Origin of the sequence: Nitrosopumilus zosterae (assembly GCF_025998175.1) — an archaeon.
Lineage (GTDB): Archaea > Thermoproteota > Nitrososphaeria > Nitrososphaerales > Nitrosopumilaceae > Nitrosopumilus > Nitrosopumilus zosterae.
The window spans coordinates 87,774-114,170 of sequence record NZ_AP026695.1 but is presented as its reverse complement, the minus strand read 5'-3'; the positions used below and the strand labels follow the sequence as shown (position 1 = coordinate 114,170).

General features: G+C 34.0%; 28 protein-coding genes. 9 read left to right on the top strand and 19 right to left on the bottom strand.

The features are described 5' to 3' along the window. Positions 1 to 62: 62 nt before the first annotated feature. Positions 63 to 2,849 (top strand): copper resistance CopC/CopD family protein, encoded by a 2,787-nt coding sequence (locus OO712_RS00665; protein WP_109877472.1) that lies wholly within the window; start codon positions 63 to 65, stop codon positions 2,847 to 2,849. Here OO712_RS00665 and OO712_RS00660 read toward each other — a convergent pair. The 3 genes from OO712_RS00660 to OO712_RS00650 are packed head-to-tail and all read right to left on the bottom strand — an operon-like array spanning position 2,839 to position 5,275. Continuing rightward, positions 2,839 to 3,627: a metal ABC transporter permease gene (locus tag OO712_RS00660; RefSeq protein WP_109877473.1), complete on the bottom strand. Its 789-nt coding sequence runs from the start codon at positions 3,625 to 3,627 to the stop codon at positions 2,839 to 2,841. The two genes, OO712_RS00665 and OO712_RS00660, sit on opposite strands and share 11 nt — an antisense overlap. Positions 3,628 to 3,659: 32 nt before the next feature. Continuing rightward, positions 3,660 to 4,382 carry a metal ABC transporter ATP-binding protein gene (locus OO712_RS00655; RefSeq protein ID WP_109877474.1) on the bottom strand — a complete coding sequence of 241 codons (723 nt, stop codon included), beginning with the start codon at positions 4,380 to 4,382 and terminating at the stop codon, positions 3,660 to 3,662. Beyond that, on the bottom strand, positions 4,376 to 5,275 hold the full coding sequence (locus OO712_RS00650; RefSeq protein WP_109877475.1) for a metal ABC transporter substrate-binding protein: 900 nt from the start codon (positions 5,273 to 5,275) through the stop codon (positions 4,376 to 4,378). The genes OO712_RS00655 and OO712_RS00650 overlap by 7 nt, the downstream gene beginning before the upstream one ends. Positions 5,276 to 5,365: 90 nt before the next feature. Here OO712_RS00650 and OO712_RS00645 point away from each other — a divergent pair, with 90 nt between their 5' ends. Beyond that, the gene (locus tag OO712_RS00645) at positions 5,366 to 5,749 is read left to right on the top strand and encodes a CopG family ribbon-helix-helix protein (RefSeq protein ID WP_109877476.1); all 384 of its coding nucleotides are present in this window, start codon (positions 5,366 to 5,368) and stop codon (positions 5,747 to 5,749) included. On the opposite strand, the gene OO712_RS00640 is transcribed toward OO712_RS00645, so the two are convergent. Genes OO712_RS00640 through pyrB form a run of 3 tightly spaced genes read right to left on the bottom strand, consistent with a single transcriptional unit; the run spans position 5,746 to position 8,815 of the window. After that, positions 5,746 to 7,101, bottom strand: coding sequence for a PEFG-CTERM sorting domain-containing protein (locus OO712_RS00640; protein ID WP_200829105.1), 1,356 nt, complete (start codon positions 7,099 to 7,101; stop codon positions 5,746 to 5,748). The two genes, OO712_RS00645 and OO712_RS00640, sit on opposite strands and share 4 nt — an antisense overlap. Before the next feature lie 22 nt (positions 7,102 to 7,123). Beyond that, positions 7,124 to 7,834: an LON peptidase substrate-binding domain-containing protein gene (locus OO712_RS00635; RefSeq protein ID WP_109877478.1), complete on the bottom strand. Its 711-nt coding sequence runs from the start codon at positions 7,832 to 7,834 to the stop codon at positions 7,124 to 7,126. A gap of 51 nt (positions 7,835 to 7,885) precedes the next feature. After that, complete coding sequence (gene pyrB / locus OO712_RS00630) at positions 7,886 to 8,815, bottom strand: aspartate carbamoyltransferase (RefSeq protein WP_109877479.1); 930 nt, start codon at positions 8,813 to 8,815, stop codon at positions 7,886 to 7,888. A 41-nt stretch (positions 8,816 to 8,856) separates the two neighbouring features. On the opposite strand from pyrB, the gene pyrI reads away from it, so the two are divergent. Continuing rightward, the gene (gene pyrI, locus OO712_RS00625) at positions 8,857 to 9,318 is read left to right on the top strand and encodes an aspartate carbamoyltransferase regulatory subunit (RefSeq protein ID WP_109877480.1); all 462 of its coding nucleotides are present in this window, start codon (positions 8,857 to 8,859) and stop codon (positions 9,316 to 9,318) included. A gap of 37 nt (positions 9,319 to 9,355) precedes the next feature. Here the strand turns inward: pyrI and OO712_RS00620 are convergent, their stop codons facing one another. From OO712_RS00620 to OO712_RS00595, 6 genes are all read right to left on the bottom strand, one after another. After that, positions 9,356 to 9,646: an ATP synthase subunit C gene (locus OO712_RS00620; RefSeq protein WP_109877481.1), complete on the bottom strand. Its 291-nt coding sequence runs from the start codon at positions 9,644 to 9,646 to the stop codon at positions 9,356 to 9,358. Between the two features lie 67 nt (positions 9,647 to 9,713). Then, complete coding sequence (locus tag OO712_RS00615; protein WP_263970085.1) at positions 9,714 to 9,845, bottom strand: hypothetical protein; 132 nt, start codon at positions 9,843 to 9,845, stop codon at positions 9,714 to 9,716. Further along, positions 9,845 to 10,477 carry a V-type ATP synthase subunit D gene (locus OO712_RS00610; protein WP_109877482.1) on the bottom strand — a complete coding sequence of 211 codons (633 nt, stop codon included), beginning with the start codon at positions 10,475 to 10,477 and terminating at the stop codon, positions 9,845 to 9,847. Before OO712_RS00610 ends, OO712_RS00615 begins: the two co-directional genes overlap by 1 nt. Before the next feature lie 4 nt (positions 10,478 to 10,481). Then, positions 10,482 to 11,867, bottom strand: coding sequence for a V-type ATP synthase subunit B (locus OO712_RS00605; protein ID WP_109877483.1), 1,386 nt, complete (start codon positions 11,865 to 11,867; stop codon positions 10,482 to 10,484). Continuing rightward, positions 11,864 to 13,642 (bottom strand): V-type ATP synthase subunit A, encoded by a 1,779-nt coding sequence (locus tag OO712_RS00600; RefSeq protein ID WP_109877484.1) that lies wholly within the window; start codon positions 13,640 to 13,642, stop codon positions 11,864 to 11,866. Before OO712_RS00600 ends, OO712_RS00605 begins: the two co-directional genes overlap by 4 nt. Before the next feature lies 1 nt (position 13,643). Beyond that, the gene (locus OO712_RS00595) at positions 13,644 to 14,261 is read right to left on the bottom strand and encodes a V-type ATP synthase subunit E (protein ID WP_109877485.1); all 618 of its coding nucleotides are present in this window, start codon (positions 14,259 to 14,261) and stop codon (positions 13,644 to 13,646) included. A gap of 72 nt (positions 14,262 to 14,333) precedes the next feature. On the opposite strand from OO712_RS00595, the gene OO712_RS00590 reads away from it, so the two are divergent. Further along, positions 14,334 to 16,433 (top strand): V-type ATP synthase subunit I, encoded by a 2,100-nt coding sequence (locus tag OO712_RS00590; protein WP_109877486.1) that lies wholly within the window; start codon positions 14,334 to 14,336, stop codon positions 16,431 to 16,433. Positions 16,434 to 16,438: 5 nt separating this feature from the next. On the opposite strand, the gene OO712_RS00585 is transcribed toward OO712_RS00590, so the two are convergent. The 3 genes from OO712_RS00585 to OO712_RS00575 all read right to left on the bottom strand — a co-directional run bounded on the left by OO712_RS00585 (position 16,439) and on the right by OO712_RS00575 (position 19,751). Continuing rightward, positions 16,439 to 17,233, bottom strand: coding sequence for a hypothetical protein (locus OO712_RS00585; protein WP_109877487.1), 795 nt, complete (start codon positions 17,231 to 17,233; stop codon positions 16,439 to 16,441). A 108-nt stretch (positions 17,234 to 17,341) separates the two neighbouring features. Next, positions 17,342 to 18,118: a sulfurtransferase gene (locus OO712_RS00580; RefSeq protein ID WP_109877488.1), complete on the bottom strand. Its 777-nt coding sequence runs from the start codon at positions 18,116 to 18,118 to the stop codon at positions 17,342 to 17,344. Between the two features lie 73 nt (positions 18,119 to 18,191). After that, positions 18,192 to 19,751, bottom strand: coding sequence for an ammonium transporter (locus OO712_RS00575; protein WP_109877489.1), 1,560 nt, complete (start codon positions 19,749 to 19,751; stop codon positions 18,192 to 18,194). A gap of 127 nt (positions 19,752 to 19,878) precedes the next feature. Between OO712_RS00575 and OO712_RS00570 the strand changes: the two genes are divergently transcribed. The 4 genes from OO712_RS00570 to OO712_RS00555 all read left to right on the top strand — a co-directional run bounded on the left by OO712_RS00570 (position 19,879) and on the right by OO712_RS00555 (position 22,574). Beyond that, the gene (locus OO712_RS00570) at positions 19,879 to 20,547 is read left to right on the top strand and encodes a hypothetical protein (protein ID WP_109877490.1); all 669 of its coding nucleotides are present in this window, start codon (positions 19,879 to 19,881) and stop codon (positions 20,545 to 20,547) included. Between the two features lie 61 nt (positions 20,548 to 20,608). After that, entirely contained in the window at positions 20,609 to 21,646 is a 1,038-nt protein-coding gene (locus tag OO712_RS00565; RefSeq protein WP_109877491.1) for a V0D/AC39 family V-type ATPase subunit, read from the top strand. A 10-nt stretch (positions 21,647 to 21,656) separates the two neighbouring features. Next, positions 21,657 to 21,893 (top strand): hypothetical protein, encoded by a 237-nt coding sequence (locus OO712_RS00560; protein ID WP_109877492.1) that lies wholly within the window; start codon positions 21,657 to 21,659, stop codon positions 21,891 to 21,893. Positions 21,894 to 21,926: 33 nt separating this feature from the next. After that, positions 21,927 to 22,574 (top strand): Dna2/Cas4 domain-containing protein, encoded by a 648-nt coding sequence (locus OO712_RS00555; RefSeq protein WP_109877493.1) that lies wholly within the window; start codon positions 21,927 to 21,929, stop codon positions 22,572 to 22,574. Between the two features lie 248 nt (positions 22,575 to 22,822). Here the strand turns inward: OO712_RS00555 and OO712_RS00550 are convergent, their stop codons facing one another. Beyond that, complete coding sequence (locus OO712_RS00550; RefSeq protein WP_109877494.1) at positions 22,823 to 23,380, bottom strand: hypothetical protein; 558 nt, start codon at positions 23,378 to 23,380, stop codon at positions 22,823 to 22,825. Positions 23,381 to 23,450: 70 nt separating this feature from the next. On the opposite strand from OO712_RS00550, the gene OO712_RS00545 reads away from it, so the two are divergent. Beyond that, positions 23,451 to 23,807 carry a hypothetical protein gene (locus OO712_RS00545; protein WP_109877495.1) on the top strand — a complete coding sequence of 119 codons (357 nt, stop codon included), beginning with the start codon at positions 23,451 to 23,453 and terminating at the stop codon, positions 23,805 to 23,807. On the opposite strand, the gene pyrH is transcribed toward OO712_RS00545, so the two are convergent. The 3 genes from pyrH to tmk are packed head-to-tail and all read right to left on the bottom strand — an operon-like array spanning position 23,808 to position 26,301. After that, entirely contained in the window at positions 23,808 to 24,491 is a 684-nt protein-coding gene (pyrH, locus tag OO712_RS00540) for a UMP kinase (RefSeq protein ID WP_109877496.1), read from the bottom strand. Beyond that, positions 24,488 to 25,723, bottom strand: a complete 1,236-nt coding sequence (locus tag OO712_RS00535) for an HD domain-containing protein (RefSeq protein WP_109877497.1) — start codon at positions 25,721 to 25,723, stop codon at positions 24,488 to 24,490. The genes pyrH and OO712_RS00535 overlap by 4 nt, the downstream gene beginning before the upstream one ends. Further along, on the bottom strand, positions 25,720 to 26,301 hold the full coding sequence (tmk, locus tag OO712_RS00530) for a dTMP kinase (protein WP_109877498.1): 582 nt from the start codon (positions 26,299 to 26,301) through the stop codon (positions 25,720 to 25,722). Before tmk ends, OO712_RS00535 begins: the two co-directional genes overlap by 4 nt. Between the last annotated feature and the right edge of the window lie 96 nt (positions 26,302 to 26,397).

Here is a 26,397-nt window from a genome sequence, read left to right as displayed (position 1 = left end):
ATTGGTACAAATGACGAACACATGAAAACTGTTTAAATTATGAACAATGATCTTAGGAGTAAATGAAAAAAATTGCAATTATTTTACTAATTTTATCATCAGTATCTATCCCATTTGTATATGCACATCCATTTACAGAAGAAACAATTCCTAGTTTAGCATCAAGTTCGCCTGCAGGAACTACAGAAGTAATTGTATATTATTCAGAACGAGTTGATATTGATTTTAGTGAAATCAAAGTATTTGATAGCGAAGGGAATCAAATTGACAATAAGGACACCAGTTACTATGAAGGAGAAGTATCCTTAATTGTTACAACACCACCTCTGGAAGATGGAATTTACACTGCATCTACCAAAGTGTTATCCAAAGTTGATGGACATCTTGTTCCAAGTGCATTTTTGTTTGCAGTAGGAGATGTTGAAATTGATCCTTCTTTGTTAGATCAAGAAAGACCATCAGAAATTATATTTTTACCAGAAGCAGGTGCAAGATTTCCAGGAATTATAGGTCAAACTATTGTTTTAGGTGCAGTTATTGCATCACTAATGATTTGGGGAACACAAAACAAACAACTAATCAAAGAAGAATTAGAAAAAATAGAAAACTTTCATCATGGAAAATTCATGTCTATTACTGGAATTGGATTAATGCTTGTTTTCATTTCAGATATTCTCATGTTAGCAATTCAAACTATCAGACTAGAGATATCACCAATAGTTGTGATAGGAACAGACTTTGGAACAATATGGCTAGCTAGGATGATTATTACAATAATTTTACTTGGTATTTGGTTTGGAATGGATAAAAGAAAATCTCTATCAAAGAAAAATCAGATTCCAATGCTAATAGTTTCGTTGGGATTAATTTCAACTACAAGTTTGATTGGGCATGGCGCAGCAACTGGTCAAATGGCACCGCTGGTATTAGATTACATTCACAATCTGGTTGCAGCAGTGTGGATAGGAGGAATTTTCTATTTTGTATTTGCGTTGCTTCCAACATTTTCTCAGTTACGAGAAAAAAATCGAGAGAAGATGAGTCTTTTGTTAATTCCTAGATTTTCAATAGCATTCATAATTTCAGTAGGAATTGTCATAATAACAGGACCAACTTTGATGTGGTTCTTAGAAAGTGATGTAGGATTAATCACAGAATCAGTATATGGTCAATTGATTATTCTTAAAATTACAATTGCTGCAATGATGATTGGATTGGGAGGATTTTTCCAGTTTAAAGTTCAAAAAAATGCAGAAAAAAATTTTCAGTCAGGAAAGATCTCAGTTCACAGAAAACTAAAAAGATCACTCAAGGTTGATGTGACCTTAGGAATTGTTCTTCTCGGAATAGTTGCACTTTTAGCTAATGGGACATTGCCAGCTGGTGAAATTCAGAAAGTTGACGCTCAAGAGGTAGTATATGGATTTAAGACAATCGAATTTACTGAAAATGTAAAATTTGATATTGACATTTCTCCATTTTCAAGCGGAACAAACACAATTTTAGTTAAAGTTAGTGACTTTGAAGGAAATCAACTATACGATTCAAATCAACTCAAAGTAAAGGTTTCAAATCCATCTAAGGCTATTTCCCCAATTGAAGTTCCTATGGAATTAATAAAACAAAATGAAGGCAAACCATTAGAATTCCAAGGAGAATTGACATTTGGATTTTCAGGAGAATGGCTAGTAGAGATTGAAGCTCAAAGAACAGAGAATGCAAGTGAGTCAAAGCTTTTGAATTTGCTTGTAAAGCCAAGACTTGGAGACATTCAAACACAAATTATTGAATACGAACTTCCAGACAAAGATGCAAAACCATTATTCCCAATATATGATGGTCATAATTCAATTTGGATAAGTGATGCAAATGCATCACGAATATGGCAATTCTCACTTGATTCTCAAAAATTTTCATCATACTCATTTGATGGACTTGTCACAACATTCCTCACACAAGATAATAAAGGAAGAATTTGGTTTGTGGATCCGCCTAGAAATCAAATTGGATTCATAGATACTCAAACCAAACAAATCACAACAAAAACAATCCCAAAACTAGATCCTGTGATTTCAGATAATACACCATTATTTATCAAGGCAGATTTTGACGGAAACATCTGGATTACTATCATTAACAAAGACAGAATTGTAAAATATTCTCCAGAAACTGATGAATTTGAAGAAATTGTTTTGTCTGGAAAAGAAAACTTGCCATTTGCATTAACAATTGATAATGATGGAAAAATATGGTATTCAACAACAGGTGCAGGAAAAATTGGATATATTGAGCCTAAAACTAATAAGATAACAGAATTTTCAGCTGAACCCCCATTACAAGGTCCCGAGGCTTTACTCTTTGATGACGATGGAAACCTCTGGATTGCAGAACATACAGGATTAGGCATTGCCAAATTTAATCCAGTTTTGGAAACATTCGATAGAATTTCAATTCCCAATGAAGAAGCATTACCATTTGGAATGACATTGGATAAATATGGAAATATTTGGTTTGCACAACATACAGTAGACAAGATTGGAGCATATGATCCAGACAACAATAATTTGATTGAAGTTCCAGTACCAACTGAATCAACATTTGTTCAATTCATGACATCAGATGGAGATGATAATGTGTGGTTTGTTGAACAACAAGCAAACAAAATAGGAACAGTGAAAATTACGGAAACCCCTGTTATTGCATCACAAATACAAACAACAGGTGGATCAGAACTAAAATACACAGAAATTGCATCACCACTTATTGCATTAGGAATTATTGCAACGTCTTTATTCTATGTAAAAAGCATACAAGATAAAAGAAGATTAAATTCTTTGATCAATTCTTAGATAACAATCCAGATGATTTTATTCCCATAGTTCCTGCAAGTAAACTAATTGCCAATAAAACAATAGTTCCTGCAGGAGTTATATCGAATATGTAAGACAATAAAATTCCTACAACTACAGAAAATATAGAGAAACTCATGGAAATTATCGCAGTTTGTTTGAATCCTTTGCCATACATAATTGCAGTAACATTTGGAATTACAAATAGAGCTGAAATTAACAACACGCCTACAAGTTGTATTGATGTAACTACAGTAATTCCTGCCATGAAGACAATTAGATAGTTTATTTTCTCAACTGGAATTCCGCTTACTTTGGCCTGCTCTTCATTAAATGTTGAATAAAGAATTTGACGATAAAGTAATAAAATTACAATTAAAATTCCTCCAGTTAATGCCAAAATTAGAACAGTATCGTTCACACTAACTAGCAGAATGCTTCCAAACAGGAAACTAAAGATATCAATTGTAAAACCACCTGATAACCCAATAATTACAAGACCAACTGCAATGCCTGAGGATAAAAGAACTGCAATTGATGCATCACCTGAAATGTTGTATCGATTTTTAATTTTTGTGATAACTAATGCACTCGCAATTGAAACTCCATATGCTGTCCATAATGGATAAATGCCAGCTAGCAATCCTAGTGCAATTCCACCAAATGATGAATGAGCTATGGCATCCCCAAATAAGGAATAACGTCTCAAAACTAGGAATAATCCAACAACTGAGCAAAGAATTGCTATTGCAATCCCAGAAATTAGTGCTCTATGCATAAAACTAAAGGTTAGAATTTCTAGAGACATATTCAGTGATGATGCATATGTTCCTGCATCGATGCTTCAGAATATTGTTTGATTAGTTCGTCATTTGAAAAGAATTTCTCTGATTCCCCATGGAAAAACAGAGTTCTGTTTAGGCATGCCACATGATTTGCTAGTTGATTTACTGCATCCAAATCATGTGATGACCAAATTATAGTAATTTTTCGTTTAGAGTTTAATTCTCGAAGAATACTGTAAAACAAATCAATGTTTTGTTGATCAATTCCTGTAACAGGTTCATCTAATATCAGAATTTTTGGATTTGTAATCAAAGCTTTTGCAATGAAAACTCGTTGTTGTTGACCTTCAGATAGATCACCAATTCTTCTATTTCTTAATTCATGAATCCATAATTGCTGTAAAACTTCATCAATCTTATTTTCATCTGTTTCATTTCTTAGTCCCATTCTCACAACATCAATCACTGTAACTGGAAAATTTTTTTCAAAAATTGGTTTTTGTGGGACATATCCAATTTCTTTAAGATATTCTTTTGATTTTTTAATATCTTCACCAAAAAATTTGATGGTTCCTTTGTATTTTGTATTTAGCCCCAACATGACATCAAAAAGCGTAGATTTTCCCGCTCCGTTAGGACCAATTATGCCTAGAAAATCTCCCTGATTTACCTCAAAGCTAACATCATCTAATGCTTTAACATCAGGATATTGAACAGTCAGATTTTCAATCTCAACTATTTTCAACATAATGCCTCCTTTAGATTTTCAAGATTTTCAGTCATACGAGAAATGTAAGTCCCATCAGTTACAACTTCAAGGGGGGACAGAACTAAAACTTTGCCACCTATCTCATTTGCAATTATTGTGGATGTTCTAGTGTCTACACTTTCTTCTGCAAAAATTATGTTAATGTTAAGGTTTTTAGCAGTGGAAATAATATTTTCTAATGTTTTTGCAGTAGCTTCTCCATGTGGGTCATTAGATGAAATTATTGTATGTTGATTTAGATTGTATTCATCTGCAAAATATGAAAATGCATCATGAAAAGATATAAAGTTATTATTGCAATCAGATAATTCATTTCGAATTTTTGAGTCAAGTAGATCTAATTCTTCAATGTATTTTGCAGCATTTGATTGATAATATTGTTCATTGGCAGGATCAGAATTAGAAAACGCATTTGCAATATTCTGTACCTGAATTTTTGCATAAACAGGATTTAACCAAATATGTGGGTCTCCAGAAACTGAAGAAATTTCATCAGTCTTGATTAAAATTCCATTACTTGTATCAATTATCTCACCAGAATAACCTGTATCTTCCAAATTATCAACCCAATTTTCAAATCCAATTCCATTGATAATGATTAGATCTGCATTTTGCATTCTTTGAACATCTTTAACAGTTGGTTCCCAATCATGAGGCTCAACTCCTACTGGAATAAGTAATGTAACATCAACTTTTTCTTGTCCGACATTTTGTGAAAATTCGTAAAGCGGGTTAAATGATGAAATTACTTGGAGTTTTGAATTATTCGTATTTGATAATTGTGGTTTGGAATCAGTTCCATACACGACAAGTGAGCTTAATGGAATTATTATTGCAATTGCAATTATTGCCATTTTTATCTGAATATTCACGCTGTAATTCTTTATGGATTATTAATAAATCTATAAAATCTTAATAAAATTAATTGCTAAACTTATAAGATAATTAATAACATTATACATATGCCAATAGTCTCAATCTCCCTAAACGATGAAATTCTCTCAGAACTAGACAAGCTGCAAACAACTATGGGGTTTTCCGGGAGATCGGAGGCAATCAGAGCTGGAATCAGATCATTTGTTTCTGAAGAAAAACAAAAAGCAGATTTATCTGGAAACATTCACGCAATTCTTTTGGTTGTACATAATGATGAATTTGATCATGTGGTTTCAGGAATAACACATAATTTTGAAGATTTAATCACAACGCATCTTCATAGTAAAATCGAGAAAGAAAAATGCATGGAACTCTTTTTGATCAATGGTGATGCAGAAAAAGTTTCTACGATTACAAAAGATTTTCAGACTAACAAAAACATGGATACTGTAAAGCTAGTAGCGCTTTAGATTGCTAGTGGATTTCTTCTACTAACAAAAACAATACTCATTATTGAAATTACTAATATCAATAATGTAATAGTTCCAAATTCTGGTACTACAACTAGTGCAAATTCAGTTTCTTGTCCTGTATTTCTAATGTTTTCAAATTTAATTATTGTAGGACCTGTTTGATCGTCAGTAAACATAAATTTTTCAAATTCTCCACCTATTTGAGCAGTTCCAGATACACGATGAATCTCTCTACCATTTTGAATTAGGACAAATGTATAATCAGAATTTCGTAAAGGATCATTTGTTTTACCGTCTCTAATAGTGAAAATAAAATTCGTGTCAATTCCAGGTTCTACTTTTAACGGATCCCATGAAAGATTTACCTTAAAGTCCTCACTTTTTGTATACGCTTCCAGCGGAAATGCAGTGTTCTCACTAGCAGATATTCTAAATACCATATTTTCTGTTATTGGTTCATCTAATTTTTTCATTTCATTTTTCAAATATCTTAAATGATCTTGTAATAAAACAAGATGAATTATTCTTTCATCATCCTCTGTATAATCATCAACAGATATTGAGGATTTGAATAGTTCGACACCATTTACATATGCAGAATAGCTGGGAGAAAGAAATTCTACAAAATCTTTTGGTAAATGAGTTTCTACATGAACTACAGGTATGTGAGATATTTGTTTCTCACTCCAATCAAATGGCATTTCAAATGTAACTTCTTTAGCCACAAAATCATACTTGAAATTAGAAACTGTATCAAAATATGACTTTGAACGAAATTCTACATCATTGTTTTCAGAATCCTTTTGAATAAAAGAGATAATCTCAATCAAACTCAAATCAGCATTATAAATACCAGAATTCTCTATGATGTTTGTGGGTTCATCAATAGTTCTGACCTCAATTTCAAAATTGTATAGACCTCCTGAATCAAATAATGGACCAGTGACTTCTATAGGATTAGATTCAGTTCCATGCCAAGCTCCAAGTAAAGAGTCTTGTTCCCCATGAATTGTAATTTTTTCTTCTTGTGTTGGCGTTACCTTAATTTGTAAAATTCCATTATCAGCAAAAAAATAATTTCTAAAAATCATTTCATTCTCATGAAATAATCCAATTAGAAATGTTACATTTTTTGCATTTTCTTTTGTTTCTTTTTCAGTTGCAGTGATTGTAATTTGTTCCTGTGTATTTTCAAAATACATTGGCATCTCTACGGAAATTGATAATTCTTTTCCCTGAATATCTATGGATGAAATTGTATCAATCCCAAATCCATGTCCATAGACATTACTTGCTGGAAATACTAAATATGTCAAAAAGACCAAGATACCGTATTTTCTAATAGACATTATTATTTTAATTCATAAGGGGTTATTTCACTGTAAGTAATTCTTCAACTTTTTGAATCAAGTCATCCATGGTTGTTGCTTCTAAAATTGGTTGAAGCTCATTTGGATCTTTTGCACCAAGTGCAGATAATGAGTAGATGTAATCAATTGTTGGAGTGTCAGTAGTTAGATAGTATTGCTCTAAAACATGGTCCAAAGCGTGTGGTTCTACAACTTGAGGTAATGCCTGATTAATAATTTTCTTTTTCCATAATTCAACTAGTTTCTCCCATTTTTCTAATGAAATGTTTTCATCAATTTCCGGAATCATTTCAACCTCTGCTTGAATGTACATTTTCTCTTCCGTTCCAATCTTTTCATGAATATCAGATATTTCCTGATGTCCTTCAACTGATAGTGGATCATAGTTTTCAGGTTGTGAAATTGATGGCGGAATAATTTTTCTTATTTTAAATGAATTTCTTCCTATAGTTTCAATGTGTAGTTGCAATCCATCAAGTTCAATGTCTTCACATTTTGTAATCTTGGCAATTGTTCCAACTAATTTAGGAGAATTCCAACCTTTTACAGTATTATTTTCATCAAGCAAGCAAACACCAAACTGACCATCACCTATCATGCAATCGTCAACTAACTGTTTGTAGCGTGGCTCAAAAATTCGTAGAGGCAATTCTTGTCGCGGAAATAACACTAAATCTAAAGGAAAGATAGGAATTACTCTTGTTTGTGTCAACAGTTGTATTGAAATGTCTCTAGATATATGGAATACGAATTTTAAAATAATTTAAAATCCATTTTCATTGAGAATCAAGCCCAAAATTGCTGCGCGTGTGTATTTTCCATATTCTGCTTGCTCAAAGTACTTTGCATTTTTTGTCTTATCAACATCCGCTGAGATTTCATCTATTCTTGGAAGCGGATGTAAAATTATTGCATCATCTTTCATCTGTTTTATCAAGTCTAGTCCAACTACATAGCTTCCTTTAACTTTGAGATATTCCTCTTCATCAGGAAATCTTTCTTTTTGAATTCTTGTAACATAAAGAACATCAAATTCATCTATTGTCTCTGTAATGTCAGTTGATTCAGCAAAGTCTAACCTCTTTTTAATTTCATATACAGAGTCAGATCTAATTTTTAATGATTCAGGAGAAATTAGGTGGACATCAACGTCATAATTTCCAAGTCCATAAAGCAAAGAGTAAACTGTTCTACCATACTTTAGATCACCAACAATTCCTATCTTGAGACCATCAATCTTTCTCTTTTCTTTTTTTATTGTAAACAGGTCTTGAATTGCCTGAGTAGGATGTTCTTCTGTTCCGCTACCAGCATTGATTACAGGTTTCTCAGAAACTTCCGCTGCAAATCTGCTTGAACCATCAAGAGTATGTCTCAATACAAGAACATCAGAATAAATTGACATTACTCGTACAGTATCAGCTAGGCTTTCACCCTTTTGAGTAGAAGACGAAGACATATTTGAGATGCCCAATGAATTTCCACCAACAGATGCCATAGCAGCATCAAAACTGAGACGAGTTCTAGTACTAGGTTCATAAAACAAATATCCCAAAGTCTTTCCCTTGCAAATTTCTCGTCTATCAGATGGGTCTAGTTGCATGATTTTGTCAGTTGCTGAAAATATTGTTTCTAGTGAATTTTTGTCAAAATCCTTAATCGAGATTATATCTTTTTGATAGAATTGGTTCATTCTTTCAATAATATATACAGGTGACTATACAAAGTATTCTGATGGAACAGTCCGAACTTATGGTTCGACGAATCAAAGAAGGCACTGTAATTGACCATATTGATGGAGGCAAGGGCCTTCAGGTGCTCAGCGCTTTAAGAATTGATGGTAGAGACGGGGAATTAATTACCATAGCACTTAATGTTCCAAGTGGTAAATTTAAGAAAAAAGACATTATAAAAATAGAAAACAAATTCCTAAAAGATGACGACACAAACAAGCTAGCCGTTATTGCTCCAAAAGCTACCATCAATATGATAAAAGATTTCAAGCTTGTTGAGAAAAGAAGAGTTTCACTTCCAAATGAAATAGACAGAATATTTCGTTGTTCCAATCCTGATTGCATTACAAATAGTACCGAACACATTGAATCAATTATGGATGTTATTGACAAAGAAGGCAGAGTACTCAAATGCAGATACTGTGCACGAGTTTTGGATGTAAACAAGCTAAAATACAATTGATTGAAAAATTTAAAAATTTGAAAAAGATGTTGTAGGACTATTGTCCTAAGATGATAAACATCATAACTATACCGTAGATTGCGATTGATTCGACCATACCTACGAAGATGAACACCTTAGATTGTAAAGCTGGGTTCTCACTAATGACTGCAAGACCTGCTGCACCTACTTGACCAAGACCTATTCCTGCTCCACCTGCTGCAATACCAAATGCTAAACCAGCACCGAGGAGTTTCATAGAGTCACCATTAGATGCACCATCTTCTTGAGCAAATGCAACTCCAGTTGAACCTAGAATTGAAATTGCTGATGCTGCCAAAAGTAACATGACGATAGTTTTCATTTATGTTGTGGCTCCTTTAGGTCCATATTTAAATCATGATGAGATAATTAACTCAAATTCGATCTAGTGCTTTCTTTTTGAAAGAGTTCAGATCATCTTTGACAGATGTAACAAAATTATCATAATCTGCATCCAATTCTTTTTTTGAATTTTCAAGTAATTTTTTAATTTCTTCCTTTGCCATTATTTTCCACTTTCCATCTTTTCTTTCACTTTTTTTAACTTTGCGAATTCTTCTCTTTCTCTTTCCTCTAGAGTAGAGAGAATAAATCGGATGTTTTCTTTGTATTGAGGAACAATGACATTTTCAAGCGCATTTAATAATTTTTGAGTTTTTTCTAACGCTTTTGCAAGACTAAAAATTGAATTTTCATATTCTGCTGCTTTACAAATTTTCGGCATCAATTCTTTGATTTGTTTTGATGCTCTGTCAATTGAAGAATTGGTGTCTGCAAATCCATAAGGCATTGATTTTGTATCTTTTTCAGTAACTGTAAGTGCAGGAATTTTTACATCAACGACTCTTCTAACATGAAGTTCTACTTCCATTACAGGTGGTGTTGATTCTGCAACAGAGTCAACAGTGTTAGTACCTAATGCCAGATATGCTTCGTTAACTGATTTGTAAATATCTTGTAATGGTTCCCAAATTCCACCCCTTGCTTTAGATGCTTCTTGAATCATCTCTTCAATATTTTTTAAGAGAACTTTACGTTTATCATCTAAAATTTGCTGGACCATTACAGCGATTTGAGTCGATTTTTTATATTTAAAAAGCTCAATTTTTGTTGCTGCAACGTTTTGTCCAAATGACATCCAGTTACTCTTCCTTGTAATATTGTTCTACGTACTTGTCTTTGATTTTAGTAATCTCATTCTTTGGTAATTTTGATACAATCTTCCACATAAGAGCAAGAGTTTCTTCAATTGTTCTGTTCTCATCAGTTGCTTGTGTAAGGAATTCTTTTTCAAAAGTATCTCCAACATCCATGTATTTGAGATCAATTTCAGTTAATCCTGCTTTGCCTACAATTCCTGCAAGTGCTCTTACTTCTTGTGCTCTAGAATATGCATCATAAACTTGGTTAGCAACTTCACTATGATCATCTCTGGTACTGCCTTCACCAATTCCATCTTTCATAAGTCTACTAAGACTCATCAAAATATTGATTGGTGGATAAACTCCTTGTCTGAACAAATCTCTACCAACTACTATTTGTCCTTCGGTAATGTAACCAGTAAGATCAGGTATTGGGTGAGTAATATCATCAGATGGCATTGATAAAATTGGGACTTGTGTAACACTTCCTTTTTTGCCATCGAGTTTTCCTGCTCGTTCATAAATTGTTGAAAGGTCAGTGTAAAGATAGCCAGGATATCCTTTTCTTCCAGGAACTTCCTCTCTTGCTGCACTTATCTCTCTTAGTGCCTCTGCATAGTTTGTCATGTCTGTAATTACAACTAAAACGTGCATTCCTAATTCAAATGCAAGATATTCGGCAACAGTTAATGCTACACGAGGTGTAATAATTCTCTCAATTGCAGGATCATCTGCTGTGTTTAGAAATAGAACACTTCTCTTTAGTGCACCAGATTCTTCAAGACTTCGTCTGAAATATTCTGCTTCACTGTATTGCACACCAATTGCTGCAAAGACTACGGCAAAGTCATCACTTGTACCAATAACACTTGCTTGTCTTGCGATTTGTGCTGCCAAAAGATTGTGAGACATACCAGAACCTGAGAAGATTGGAAGTTTTTGTCCTCTAACTAGAGTCATCAATCCATCAATTACGGATACACCAGTTTGAATGAAATCCTTTGGATATTCACGTTGCTCAGGATTCATTGGTTCACCGTTAATGTCAATAAATTTATCAGCAATTGGATCTGGCAGTCCATCTTTTGGTCTGCCTAATCCATCAAACACTCTACCTAGTACCTCTTTGGATACCGGCATTTCCATAACTTTACCTACAAATTTTGCATTAGTTCCTGAAATTGATAATCCAGTTGTTCCCTCAAAGACTTGGACGATTGCTTTGCCGTTTCCTACTTCGAGAACTTTACCCAATCTTCTTTCTCCATCAGTAGTTTCAATTTCAACTAGTTCATCAAATGCTGCATTTTCAACATCATCTACTACAACTAGCGGACCTTTGATTTCTGCAATCTTACTGTATTGAACTCCGCCTTTTGTTGTCAATTTGTAACTTTAACTCCCGTAATTGATTTGAATTGATTTTGCATGTCTTTATCTAATTGATCAAGTTTTGGCATCTCGTCATCTTTGATATCCATTCTTGCCTTGAGTATACTTGATACTACATCTAATGCTCTAATGTCAGATAATGCTGCACCTTCTTTGAGTGCTTGTTGTCCTTTCTTGTAAAAGTCAACTAATAATTTCATTAATTTAAATTGTTTTTCTGGACTGCAATAAGTATCAACATCATCAAACGAGTTTTGTTGTAACAAAGCAATCTTTACCATTCTTGCAACTTCAAGAATTAATTTTTCTTCGTCAGGTAATGCTTCAGGACCCAAGAGTCTGACAATTTCTTTTAATGTGTCTTCTCTTTGTAAAATACCATAAGTTTCACTTCTGATGTTAAACCAATCTTCACTAATGTTTTTACTCCACCATTTTGCAATATCTGCAAGATAACCAGAATAGCTGTTCATCCAGTTAATTGATGGGTAATGTCTAGAGTATGCAAGTTTTGCATCCAAAGCCCAGAAAGTTTTGATAAATCTCATTGTGTGAGTTGTAACTGGTTCTGTAAAGTCACCACCAGATGGGGATACAGCGCCAATCAGAGTTACTGAGCCATCACGGTCAGGACTTCCGGTTGCTTTTACACGACCTGCTCTTTCATAAAATTCCGCCAATCTTGATGCAAGATATGATGGATATCCTTCTTCTGCTGGCATCTCTTCTAATCTACCACTCATTTCTCTGAGTGCTTCAGCCCATCTGCTTGTAGAATCTGCTACAAGTACGACATCTTTGCCCATATCTCTATAATATTCTGCAATTGTTACACCGGTGTAGATACTTGCTTCTCTTGCTGCTACCGGCATGTTACTAGTATTTGCAACAAGGACTGTTCTATCCATGAGTGGTTTTCCACTACGTGGATCTTTAAGGTGTGGAAATTCCACGAGAACTTCAGTCATTTCATTTCCTCTTTCGCCACAACCAATGTAGACTACAACTTGGGAATCAGCCCATTTTGCGATTTGGTGTAATGTAACAGTCTTTCCTGTTCCAAATGCACCAGGAATTGAACCAGTTCCTCCTTTTGCGATTGGGAAGAACGTATCAATTACACGTTGGCCAGTAAGTAACGGAACAGTAGGATCGTATCTTTTTTGATATGGACGTGGTTTTCTTACAGGCCATCTGTGATACATCTTGATAGGAGTATTTTGACCATCTTTCTCGGTAGAAGCTAATGGAGTTTCTAAATCATAATCTCCTTCAGACACTAAATTTGAGATAACTCCGCCTGGATGATCTGGTGGAACCATAATAGAGTGTTCAATAAGTTCAGTTTCTTGAACAGTGCCAATTACAAATCCTGGATGCACTACATCCCCATTAGAAACAGTTGGAACAAAATGATATTTTTTTGTCATGTCAACTGGAGTCGTTGTAATGCCCCTACCAATGAATGAACCAGAAGCTTTTGATAATTCTCTTAATGGTCTTTGAATTCCATCATAAAGTTGTCCAATAATCCCAGGACCTAATAATACACTGAGTGGATTTCCAGTACCTACAACAGGTTCGCCTGGTTTTAATCCACTTGTTGACTCATAAACCTGAATAAATGCTACATCCCCAGTTAAACGAATTACTTCCCCTACTAATTTTGAATTACCAACAGTCACTGTCTCATACATTTTCGCATCAGACATACCGTCTGCTCTTACAGCCGGACCACTTACCCAAACAATTCTACCTTGAGCTGCCATCTTAATTTCCTACTCCGAATTTTGATGCAATGTCTTTCCTTATTAAAGGCTTCAGGCGTTCAATTCTTGCATCAATGGTATTATCAAATGTCATTGCCCCATCTTTTGATTTTGCTACAATTCCACCAAGACAATTAATTGTATCAGATGCTAACTCAGCTCCCGAGAATTGTGATAATGCAGATTGAACTACATCTCTATCTTTTGCACTAGTAAAAACAGTGATTTCATTGGTACCTAAAACTTGAGTTGATTCGTCTAATAGAGTTTTAATCAAATTTGAATAATCACCACTTTTGTCAGTATTTGCAATTTGATCTAGTGCTTTTGAAAAAACCTTAGCAACTGCTTCTTCCAATAGCATAAGTTGCTTATTTCTGGCCTCAATATCTGAACTTCCAATGATCTGTTTTTCGATCTTATCTGCTTCTTTTTTGCCATCTGAAATAATTTTATCATATTCGTTCTCCAATTTTGGGATAGAATCATCTAATTTTTGTTGAGATTCAACAAGAGCAGATTTGATGTTTGAAAGAATATCTTTTTCAGTGTTGTTTAAAATTTTGTCAATCGTAGTTTCTAATGCTGAATTAGATGTCAATGGGTGCCGTTGACCCATAATGGATTTTAATGTTTGGGAGAGAAGCAATCAGAAAGATATTAAACTCAATGAAAATACCCAAAATTTGTCTTGGGAACAGCAGATCTAAAACTAGGAACAGTCATTTTACCAAGAAGTGAGTCTCCTAAAGCGATTTCAAGGTTAACAGAATTTGAATGGTATCACAAAATTGATTCCCCTAGTGATTTGGTGACTCCAGAAATTGATGATCTTCTACTAAAGGCTCAGCAAACGTATCAATCAATTGATGATGTCATCAAGGGGATGGGAATTCCTCTAGTCGTGGGAATTATGGAGATTTTATTCAAGGGAACTGTTATCAAGAAAAAAGATTATGAAATTAATGAAATTGAAGAGATGGTAGAGCAACTAAGTAAAGAAGCCCCTTCAATTATTGATGAGCCTGCAAAATTATTAGAAAATGCTGCAAATACTAAACTTTCAATTGAGGAATACAAGTCGCTCAAAGACGCCTTAGAAGTTATCAGAAAGATGAAGATGGATCTTTCAGGATTTGGTTTAATGAAGTACTTTTTTACAAATCTTTTTGTTATCAATTCTGCCGATTTTGATGAGATAAGTCGCTCTCTTGAAGGAATTACAATTTACAAATATGATTTAGAAAACAAGGAAAAATCTGCAATTTTAGTAATTTCAGATACTGCAGATTCTGAGAAAGTTCTAAAAGTATTAAGAAGTTTCAATTCTAATACTTTTAAAATTCCTGAAGGATTTCCACAGGTTCCTAGTGAAGCATATGAACTTGCAGAATCAAAAATTAAAGAATTAACTGCAAAACAAGCATCAATCAAAAAAGAATTAGCAGGATTAACAAAAAAGATTAGACGAGACATTCTAGCTTTACATGAAAAGGCACTAGTTGCAAAAGATGTACTTGAGACTTTGAGAAAACCTGGCGGAACAAAACATTTTGCAGTAATTCAGGGTTTTATTCCCCAAAAAATGGAATCAAAATTCATAGAGTCAACAAAACAATGGATGTCAGTTGTAGAAGACGTTACAGATCCTAAACTAAAAGAAGAAATTCCAACTTTATTTGATAATAAAAAATTCGTTAAAACATTTGAAGTAATTACAAAAAGTCAAGGAATACCAAAAACAGGAGAACCAGATCCAACTCCTATGATTGCCCTAATGTGGCCAATTTTCTATGGACTTATGTTTGCAGATATGGGTCACGGATTGTTACTTATGGCACTTGGTTTATTATTCAAGTTCAAAGGACAAGGAGAACTTTCTAAATGGGGAATGCTTATTGCGATTTCTGGTGCTTCGGCAGCTATAGCAGGAGTCGGTGCAGGAGAAGCGTTTGGATATCATCTTGATCATATGGGTCCATTTGAAGGATTACTAGAAGAAGGTGGAGCGTTACATTCTGTTAGTTGGATAGTTGGAATTCTCAGTGTTGCAGAATTAACATTTGAACAAGTGATTAATATTCTCAAAGTATCATTATTCATCGGAATTGTTCATTTAGTTTGGGCAATGACTCTACGCGTAATCAGATTACTAAAAGATGGACACAAACTAGTCGTGTTTACTGAAGCAATTCCAAACATCACGCTCTATGGAGGAATCGTAGTTATTATGATGTGTGCAATTGGCTCGCAGTATGATGTGATGAATATGTATTCAAAAGTCCACACAGAAGCAGTTCCTTGGGTAACAATGTTCCTAGGCGATTGGGCACAAGTTTGGATTATTACAAGAATTGCAGTTGTTATTGTTATTGCATCAATGGTCATCATGATGATTGGAGGTGTGATGCATGCAAAGAAGCATCCAGAAGACGGAGCAGATCCTGCAAGTGTCATAATGGAAGTCCTCTTAGGAAAAACAGTTGAAAGTTTAGCTCATACAATTAGTTACGCTCGACTTGGAATCATGTTACTGGTCCATGCAGCTTTGCTGTTGACAGTAAATAATGCATTTTCGTCATTAGGCGGTGTAGAATCAGGTGGAGCAATGGCAATGATCATTGGCGGTAACTTGGGAATTATGATGATTGAAGGATTAATTGTATACATACAGTCTCTCAGATTGCACTTGTATGAATTCTTTACAAAATGGTATGTTGGTGGTTCACAGTCATTTAGACAAATTAGACCAGAATTGATTTACAATCAATTTATCTGGAAAAGAAAATAGAATCTTTAATTGATTTCATAAAGGTTTATTGTAACTTTTGTAGTCCATGGTTTGAGTTCATCAGGAAATACCAATAACAATCCACCGTCTTTTTTTATATTTTTACACGTTCCACTATAGCTTTGTTTGTTTTGTCCAAAGCATCCTAATTCTGTGTAAGAATCAAAGTCAGAACTTCCAAAGTTTTCACGCTGTTTAGATGATGAAACAAAATACACATCAAAACCCAAATCTTTGTTATCAATTTTGACACTGTAATCATATGATGTAATTTCTTTAGATGTACAAATAGGGACAAATTGAATATAGCCACTTTTAATTTTTGATTGTTGTTCTGAATTATCGTAGTTTCTATTCTCAATGTCAGGATACACAGAGATGCCTGGATCAGTACTTAGCTGCTTTCCTTGGACATATTCAATCTCATGTCTTACAGTATCTATTGCTTTTCTATAGAGCATTGGTTGCCATTCTTCATGGCATTCACTGAATTCATGCTTTAATTCAACATAGGATTTGCCATGGATTTCTTGAAGTTGATTTGTATTGTATTCTTTGGACTCAGCATTAAACACATGATCTTCATCACTGACTTGATCTGATTTATACCAAGAGTTTGTTACGTCAAAAATAATATTCTTTGAATCACTTTGCCATTCTGACAACAAATGAACATACACTGAATATTTGTTTATTACCTGTTGGGTTTCTGATGAAAAAATAAAATGGCCAAAGAATGTATTTACAAATATTAGTAAAAATGCAAGAATTGGAAGTGCAATATAGAAAAAATTTTTCATGATTTTTAATCAAAACGGGATTTGAGATTTATGTATATAGGAAAATTTAGGAATGATGCAAATTTAAGAGATTCAAGTTCCATGAGGCTTGAATTATTTTTAGAAAATTTATTTTTCTGCTGGAAGCTCCAGCTTATTTCCCCATTCTCCCCAAGACCCAAGATATACTTTGACATTTTTGAATCCTAATTTTTTTAAAACCAAAAAAGAATTTGCAGCTCGATATGCTCCTTGACAGTATGTAATGATTTCAGTATCTTTTGGATAATTGTATATTTGTAATAATTGTTCATCATTTTTGAAAGTACCATCTTCATTGAGATTTTGATTCCAGTCAATATTGATTGAATTTGGAATATGACCAGACTGAGCAGCACGAACTATGCTTCCATCAAATTCTCCGGGTGAGCGGGCATCAAGGATTTTTACGTTTTTCAGATTATCTCTAATATATTCAAACCCTGAAATAATTTCTGGATTGATTTCTCCTGAAAAATGAGATGGTTTGAATCCATTAGATTTTGTTTCTAGTGGAAGATTTTCTTTTTTCCATTTTGTAATTCCACCATCAAGCATTGATGTATTTTCATGTGAAAAATACATCAGCATCCAAACACCTCTTGCGGCAAGCATTCCAGAAACAGAATCATAAAAGATTATTTTTTTTTCTGGAGTAACTCCAAGGAATGAAAGAAGATTTTTGGTTTGATTATTGAAATTCTCAATTCCTTGTTTTGTTGTATCAATCCAATGAAATGCAAACAAGTCCAAATGTACAGATCCTGGAATATGTTCTTCAGAATATTCCTTGAAAGAACGAGTGTCAGCAATTATAACATCAGGATCATTGATAATTGAATTAAGATCGGTTGTGGTAATTAACATAATTTGGCTAAAATGATCAAATCTAAATTGATTTGGATTGAATAATAAAAAGAAGAAAAGAAAAGGGTTTTTCTTATTCGTTTACGTATGCTCTTTCTCCGTGCTGTGCTAAATCGAGACCAATCTCCTCTTCTTTTGGAGTGACTCTGATTCCGCCAGGCCATACGGCATCCATTACTTTGAGGATTACAATTGTAACACCAAAGGCATAGCCTATTGATATTGCAGCACCAATGATGCTGATTGCTTGCTGTTCCATTCCTTCTGCAGTTCCAGTCCATGCACCGATACCGTCTCCAGTATCCCAAATGTGTGGGCTAGCCAATGTACCAGTCAAAATTGCACCTGTAAGACCACCCATTCCGTGTACTCCCCATACATCTAATGCGTCGTCCCATTTGCGTGCACTCTTGAATGCAATTGCTGCATAACAAATTGTACCAGCTGCAATACCGATTATAATCGCAGCCATTGGACCTACCCAACCAGAGGCTGGTGTGATTGCTACCAATCCTGCTACTGCTCCCGATGCAGCTCCTACGACACTTGGTTTTCCTGTATGTGCCCAAGACATGAGCACCCAAGTGACTGCAGCCATACCAGTTGCTGTATTTGTAACAGTCCATGCACTGACGGTAATGCCGTCTACCATAACTTCACTTCCTGCGTTGAAGCCAAACCATCCAAACCATAGAATTCCTGCGCCGAGGACTACCATTGGGATGTTGTGTGGCTCCATTGGAACTTTGCCATATCCAAGTCGTCTACCAAGGACTAAGGCACCTGCCAATGCAGCGAATCCTGAAGATATGTGTACTACAGTACCACCAGCAAAGTCTAATGCGTATGATGGAGATAAGTCTGGATCGAGGTCTAATGAACCTCCTCCTATGTATCCTCCTCCCCAGACCCAGTGTGCTATTGGATCATAAACGAAGGTTCCCCATAAGAGTACGAATATTACTAATGCGCTGAATTTGATTCTGTCAATCAATCCACCAATAATTAGAACTGGTGTAATGATAGCGAATGTTGCTTGGAACATTGCAAATAGTTGGTGTGGTACTGTACCAGGCCAACCTTGACTACAAACATCACCTTCAACCATTGCATTCATTTGATAAGCTGCTGACCAAGTGTCTCCACAAGGACCTGCTTCACCTAATGGTGCATATGGTGAAACCATGTTAAATCCGGCGTAATCGAGATTTCCCATGAATAAGTTTGCATCCGAATCAATTCCGCCAAATGCTAGTGAGTATCCCCATAGAACCCATTGTACTGACATTAGACCCATTACAATTAAGGTCATACCAAGTACGTTGACGATGTTCTTTGATCTGGCCAATCCGCCATAAAAGAAACCGACACCTGGGGACATGAAGAGTACTAATGAAGTTGCAGTGAGCATCCATGCTGTATCACCTGTATCAATTTTACAAGGTAGCATGCCGCCATCTTCTTCATACCAACATTCGTTAGGGTTACCAGTGTAAATTCCACTGGTTCCCTTTACATATCCGTCCATACCATCAGTAACTTGTTGTGCATATGCCTGTGACATTGCACCTGCTGCTGTGATGGATACTGCGGCTACAAGTAATAGAGCATACTTGTAGTTCCTAGAATTCATTAAATTTATCGAAATTGAAAATTATTTAAGCATTGGAGACTCGAAAGGCTGTGAAAAAGTAAATTATTATATTTTAGTATATTCTGATAATAACATAAAATATGAAAATTATGTCAAGGTGTTACAAATGAAGGTTAAATCAAACACTAAACTTGCAATTTTTGATACATTCAAGACTAAAGGAGATGATTTGACAGGAGAAGCAAATAGACAAAGATCAATTATTGCAATACTTGGAAGTAATGCAAATGCTGCTGAAAGAACACGTACTGGTATTTCTCAGAGAATAGCAAAAAAACATGGAATAGCTTGGAAGAATATCTATTCAGGGATATTTCGGGATCTTGATGAAATTTTGCTTCCTATGGAGATTGCAGAAGAAGATGGCAGATTACCCCTAAAAAGAGGTCCAAAAGCACTACAAGAAAAGGGAATTCCATATTATCATTTAACAAAAAAAGGTATTTTGATAGCACTGTCATTGAATGAAATTAAAAACAGAGAAGAATTGCTAAAAGAGTTTTTCTCAAAGGCAGAATCCTCTGAAAAGGAATTTGAGAAAATTTTAACAAGTCTGTTAAAAATAAGTCCAAATTTTACTTATTCAATTTTTCAAAAATATGTCAAGGCGTTTTGTGAGAATAAAATTGAAGAGTTACTCCCCTTTGATCTATCAAAATTGAAGGATATTTCAGATGAATCATTAACAATTCAGAAAGAGATTCTACTAGCCTTTTTAAAACTCTCAAAACAAGAAAAAGGCGAGGCCATAATATTCTTAGATAAAATTACTTAGATTAGTTCTCAGAAATAGTTCGCCAAACATTAAAATCAGTTGTCTATAGAGATTGATCGAAATGGGCGGTTCAAAGAATGTCTATGCCTCAGTTAAGGCATATAGTAAAAGAGGCAAATTATTGACAAAGGCCGATTTTCAAACGCTTGCCGAATCAAGAGATTTAGAAGAATTAATGACCAGAATTAAGAATACAGTTTATGCTGATTCTGTAGCAGATGTTCAAAAACCATATACTTCACAAAAAATCGAATCAGCCCTAAGAAGCAAACTGGCAGATATTCACTATTCCATTGCAAAGACATCAGGAAATTCTGGTGTATTAGACGCATATTATATGAAATTTATCATAGCAAATCTAAAATTAATTCTTAAAGGCAAAGTACTAGGCAAACCTCAGGAAGAGATTGAAACTCACGTAAATCTTCATGCAGAAGAATTAATCAAACAAAGAGATATTGTAATCAAAGCTCTAGTTTCAAAAGATCTTGAAGAAGCAGTTGCAAGCTTAAATTCAGTTAAGTTTGGAGAAGAGATTGCAAAGGCTGCTGCATTATACAATGAAAAAAAGAATGTGCAAGTCTTTGATACATATTTTGATAAAATATTATATCAACATCTAGCAGGTGCAATGAAAAATTATTCTGATAAGGAAGCCACAAAACTAGTTTCAATGGATATTGATTTTTATAATATTTTGAGTGTAATCAGAGGAAAGTTTTGGGGATTGAAAGAAGAACAAATCCAAGATCTAGTTATCAGTACAAGTCCACCTGCAAGAGAATTGCTTGGAAGAATGATGGCGGCAGCAACAGCCAGAGATGCATTTAATGAATTATCCAGCACCAAATACAAGGATTTAGTTCCTCAAGTAGAAAATGAATTGGATGCTATTGCAGAATTTGAAAGAGCGTTTGAGATGGCAATATACAGTGCGTCATTGAGATCATTCACTAAGATGTTTAGTTTTGCAACGATTGTTGGAATTACTAAATTGACTTCATTTGAAATTAGAAATCTAGCAGCTATTGCTTTTGCAATTGAACAAAAAATTCCAACCGATATTACAATGTCAAAGTTGATCCTAGAAGAAGAATAGGAATTATAACATGTTTAATTTTCCAAAGAAAAAAACAGAAATTTCCACAGAAGTTCTAATCAGGTTCATTTGGGTGAGTTCATTCTTAGCAATGATTTTCACATTACCTCCGTTGGGACTATTTCTAGGAATTTACTATTTTACAGGCGAGCTTATCATAGGGGCAGTTATTGGTTTTGGAGTCCATTTTGTGATATTAGCGTTTTCAGGAAGAATTTCGAAAATTATAACTAAAATCATGAGCTAAACTAAAAGGGATCATAAAAGAAGGTAAATTATCATGATGGGTGATAGAGATTTTCGAAAAATTATTCAAAGTGCTGTTAAATCTATTGGAAAAGAGTTAGAGGTTCAAGTAGATTCAAAGGATATTCAAACTATACATCTTCATGAAGTAGTTCAATGTCTTAGACGCTCTTACTATGATAGGGTAGATCCTCAAGAAATTGAAAGACGAGGATTCAATGAGCTTCTCTCAGGATTATTAAGAAAACTAGAGTATGGCAGTGAACCAAAAGAATTTGCCATAGAGGACATTAGGCTAAAAGGCCAAGTCGATATGATAGTAGATGACACTATTCTTTTATTCAGACCAGCACCAGTTGAATTAGAAAGTCCTCAAGCAAATGATGTTTTGTATCTTAATGCATGTATGTGGATTTATGACAAAAATGACGGAGTTGTTGTATATATTTCAGGAGATAGAAGAGAGACAACATTCTCATTAACACGAAACAAAAAGATGTTTGAGGAAGTAATTAGAAGAGTAAGAGTTCTAAATGATCTTCTAAAAGAACAAAAAATCCCAATCTTAGAGCCATCAACTGAATGTTCTGAATGTCAATATTATGAAAGATGTTTTATGAAAAAGAAGAATTCCAAGCAGATATCTCTAGCAGAAATGTTAGGAATGGGCGACAATAATTAGATGAATTAAAAATATTGTAAAGGAAAAATTCCTTTTGGTTAATCGAGTGGTTCTGGGTGTCCCTTACCACGAAGAGCGAATGTCACTACTGCTAGTGCTATTGCTACTCCTGCTGCTGCGCCAAATGCGGCCATACCTGCTTCTGCCATTTGATAAAAATCAATTTTACGAGCTTTTATAACTTTGCCAATATTTTTTATCTAAAAACAAAATATCATAATTTTTGAATTTTATGATACTATAGAAATTTACCTTGTAAATTCAAAATGAAGCTCATTTTCTTGGCCACTAGTCATCGAGCTGAGATTGTAAAAGACATCACCAGAAACTCGCCAGGTGTTCGTACCATCCTCAAAGGCTTTCCACAAATCAGGAGTATTACCAGTATTTCTCAACACAACTGTATCTCTTAGAATAATAGAATTTTCACCAAGAAGAGTATAGTAATTTGAGCCAAATTCCACCATTCCCTCTGGTCTACTGCCAATTTCACCACCTGAGATTTGCTCAAAATCTGAATAGCCTGTTTCGAATAATTGATAATCCATAGTTTGAACTATTACTGAACGTGGATTAGGATTAGAGATTTTGAATGCAATATCAATTGTTGCTGAACGTTCTGAGATTTTTGCCACTGAAATATCTTCTAATTCAATTTCTAAGGGTTTTACTTGCTGAACAATTGGGGTTGTATCTAAAGAATCATCCTGAGATGAAATTACCATCGTTGGTCCTACTAAAAGAATCCCACCTAATATCAAAGCAAGTGCTGCAACTGCAACACCAACAAAAATTTTAGGATTCATTATTTTTCATTTCCTCTTGATGTCTTAAATGTTAAGATAGTTATTATACCATTGGAGGCAGAAAAGAATTATGCAGTATTTTCAAGCAGTCCAACAAGGAAAATTGCGAGCAAGTAAATCACAAATGAAGATGTTTGATGTAGCTGGATTTGCAATGTTAACGTTAACTACCAAAAAAATTGATGGAAAATTTCATCCAGTGGGAGAAGAAGAATTTACAGCAGTTATTAATTCTCCGGACGGATATGTAGCAGTTATTGTAGATAAAGATGGATTTACAAAGGCTCAATCAAAGGCTTTAAAAAAAGATGAAGCAATTTCAATTTTCAAAAAACTTCTAGATGCAGGAATGCAAGAATATCCAGAGAAGGAGATTCAAATTTGGTCTGAAACAAGACAGACAATTCAAAATGAAAAATCTGAATAATTATTTTGAACCAAGAACAATTTCTGTGCCTACATTAACACCCTTAATAGCACTTTCAATATTTTTTGGAGTAGCCTTTAGAATTCTGGTTTTAATTTTAGAACGTTCTATAATTTTTAGAGCCACAATATCCATCAGATCATAACCTCCAGCAACAGAATCTTCATGAATAAGCATATTTTTTAAATTCTTAAGTTCAATACGTCTGAATTTTTTTGCATTTTTGTACTTGTTTGGATCCTTGTCATATACTCCATCAACATCAGTTGCGTTAAGAAATTGTTCTGCTTGTACTTTTTCTGCAATCAAAGCTGCAGTACCATTAGTGCTCTGTCCAGGATGTAAACCGCCTGCTACAACGATTAATCCATCATCAACTGCATGTCTAACTTCCTGTAATGTAGTTGGCGGATGTGAATATGCTTTATTTTTTAAAGCATAAATCAATAACTTTGCATTGAGTCTTGATATTTCAATACCTAATTCATCAAGAGTTGATTCATCAGCGCCTGAAGATCTTGCATGAGAAATGTAATGTCGCGCAATATTTCCACCCCCGGCAATAACTATTGGCTGACAAATATTACTAATTTTTACTAGAAATTCTGCATAGTCTTTTAGTACTTTGACATTATCCATTCCAAAAATTTTACCAGATAATTTTATGACAATTCTTTTTTTCATTTTAGATCACCAATAATCGATTTTGCAGCAATTTCAACTTTCTTTCTGTTCTTTTGATGAGTATAAATTCTAAGAATATTCATAAAGCCTGAAATTGCCGAAACGACTGGAATTTCAGAAATTGACATTTCTTTCGCGGATGATTTTCCATTTTCATTTGAAATTAAAATTATAGATTTAGATTCATTTTTTGATGGTGCAAGAGGAATTGACGGAGTAACAGAACTATCAACAAAGATTTCATTTTCTTCAACTTTAGATTTTTTAGAAATTGTTGATCTTAATTCATCGGTTCTTGTTTTTTTCAGATCAATCGGGCTAGTTAGTATTCTCTCAAATACACATTTTAGCAATTTTCGATTTTGGTAATCTTGAGCAAATTGTCTAGCACGTTTTAATTTCATAGATTTGGATGAGATTAAAGTAGATAAAATATATTCATCTGTAAGGTTAACAAATTCATTTAGATTAAAAGTTGTAAAACCAAATTCATCATCAGATAATCTAAGGGCTTCAAGCAACATTACTTCTGCAGCTCGTACAGTTTTATGAAAATAAACGGCCTTAAACATTTGATATCTTGAATGCATCATTGATTCAAAAGAATACAATGCTGAGCGTTCTAAAGATAATTTTTTTTTATGAACATCAAGGGATTGAGTAATTCTTTTATGATCAATCTTTGCATGTTCTGCTCCTGTAAAATAACCATCTCTAAGTAAATAATCCATCATATCCGCACTAAGTGCGCCTGAAACAATTTCATTTAGGTATTGAAATTTAGAGTCTCCAAAAGCGATTTTTGTAACAAGTTTTTTGTCATAACCATTTTTTGATAAACTATCCCCAATTTCAGATTTTAGAATAATTTTTTTACCAAAGTCTTCATGTGAAAATTTTTTTTCTTGTATTACTTCCTCAAAAAGATGAGAAAATGGACCATGTCCTATATCATGTAAAAGCCCAGACAATCTTAAAATTTCAATGTCATCAGATTTTAAAATCCCTTTTTCATTTAATGCATTACCTGCTTGACTTGCAATATGCATTACACCTAGTGAATGTTCAAATCTTGTATGTTGAGCTGCAGGATAAGTTAAATGAGCACCTGAAAGTTGTCTTATTCGTCTTAATCTTTGAAAAATAGGATTATCAATTATTGATAATTCATGTTCATAAACACGGATAAAATCATGAATAGGATCAATTATGTCGAGATAATTTTTTTTCATAACCCTATTTTCTTCGAAAATGTTTTTATTATTTCTTCATGTACTTCTTGCTTAGATTTTGATGCATCAATTATTTTCCAATTTTTTTTCTTTGCAATAGTCCTGTAGATTTTAGAAATTTTTCTTAAAAATTCTTCATTTTTTTCAAATTTGTCGCGATGGGTTTTTTGTCTATCAAATGATTCTTTTTGGGATACATCAAGTAAAATTACAAGATCAGCCTTTGGTAGACCAGCATCAAGATTCTCAAGCCATTTTGGATTCAAACCATTTGCAATCCCATAGATTAGATTTGAATGATAATAGCGATTCATTATGAGAATAGAATTTTTTTCTTGTGCTGATATTATTTCATCGAGTTTTTCCCATCTATTTGCAGACAATAAACAGTGAATTACTTGTGGGGAAAATTTTCGTTTTCCATCCAAATACTTTCTTATTTCTTGTCCTATTGGTGTGTTGTAATCAGGGAAATGAAATAACTTAGTTTTGATCTTCCTTTTTTTCAGAGCTTTTTCCAAAAGAGTTGACTGGGTTAATTTTCCTGCCTGATCTCCACCTTCTATTACAATAATCATAAGTTATCAAAGGTGGGAAATTAATTGATTAAAAATCTATCAAGATTTAGACTACGCTCATGTTTGTATATCGCATAAATTTGCTCATATGTTGGA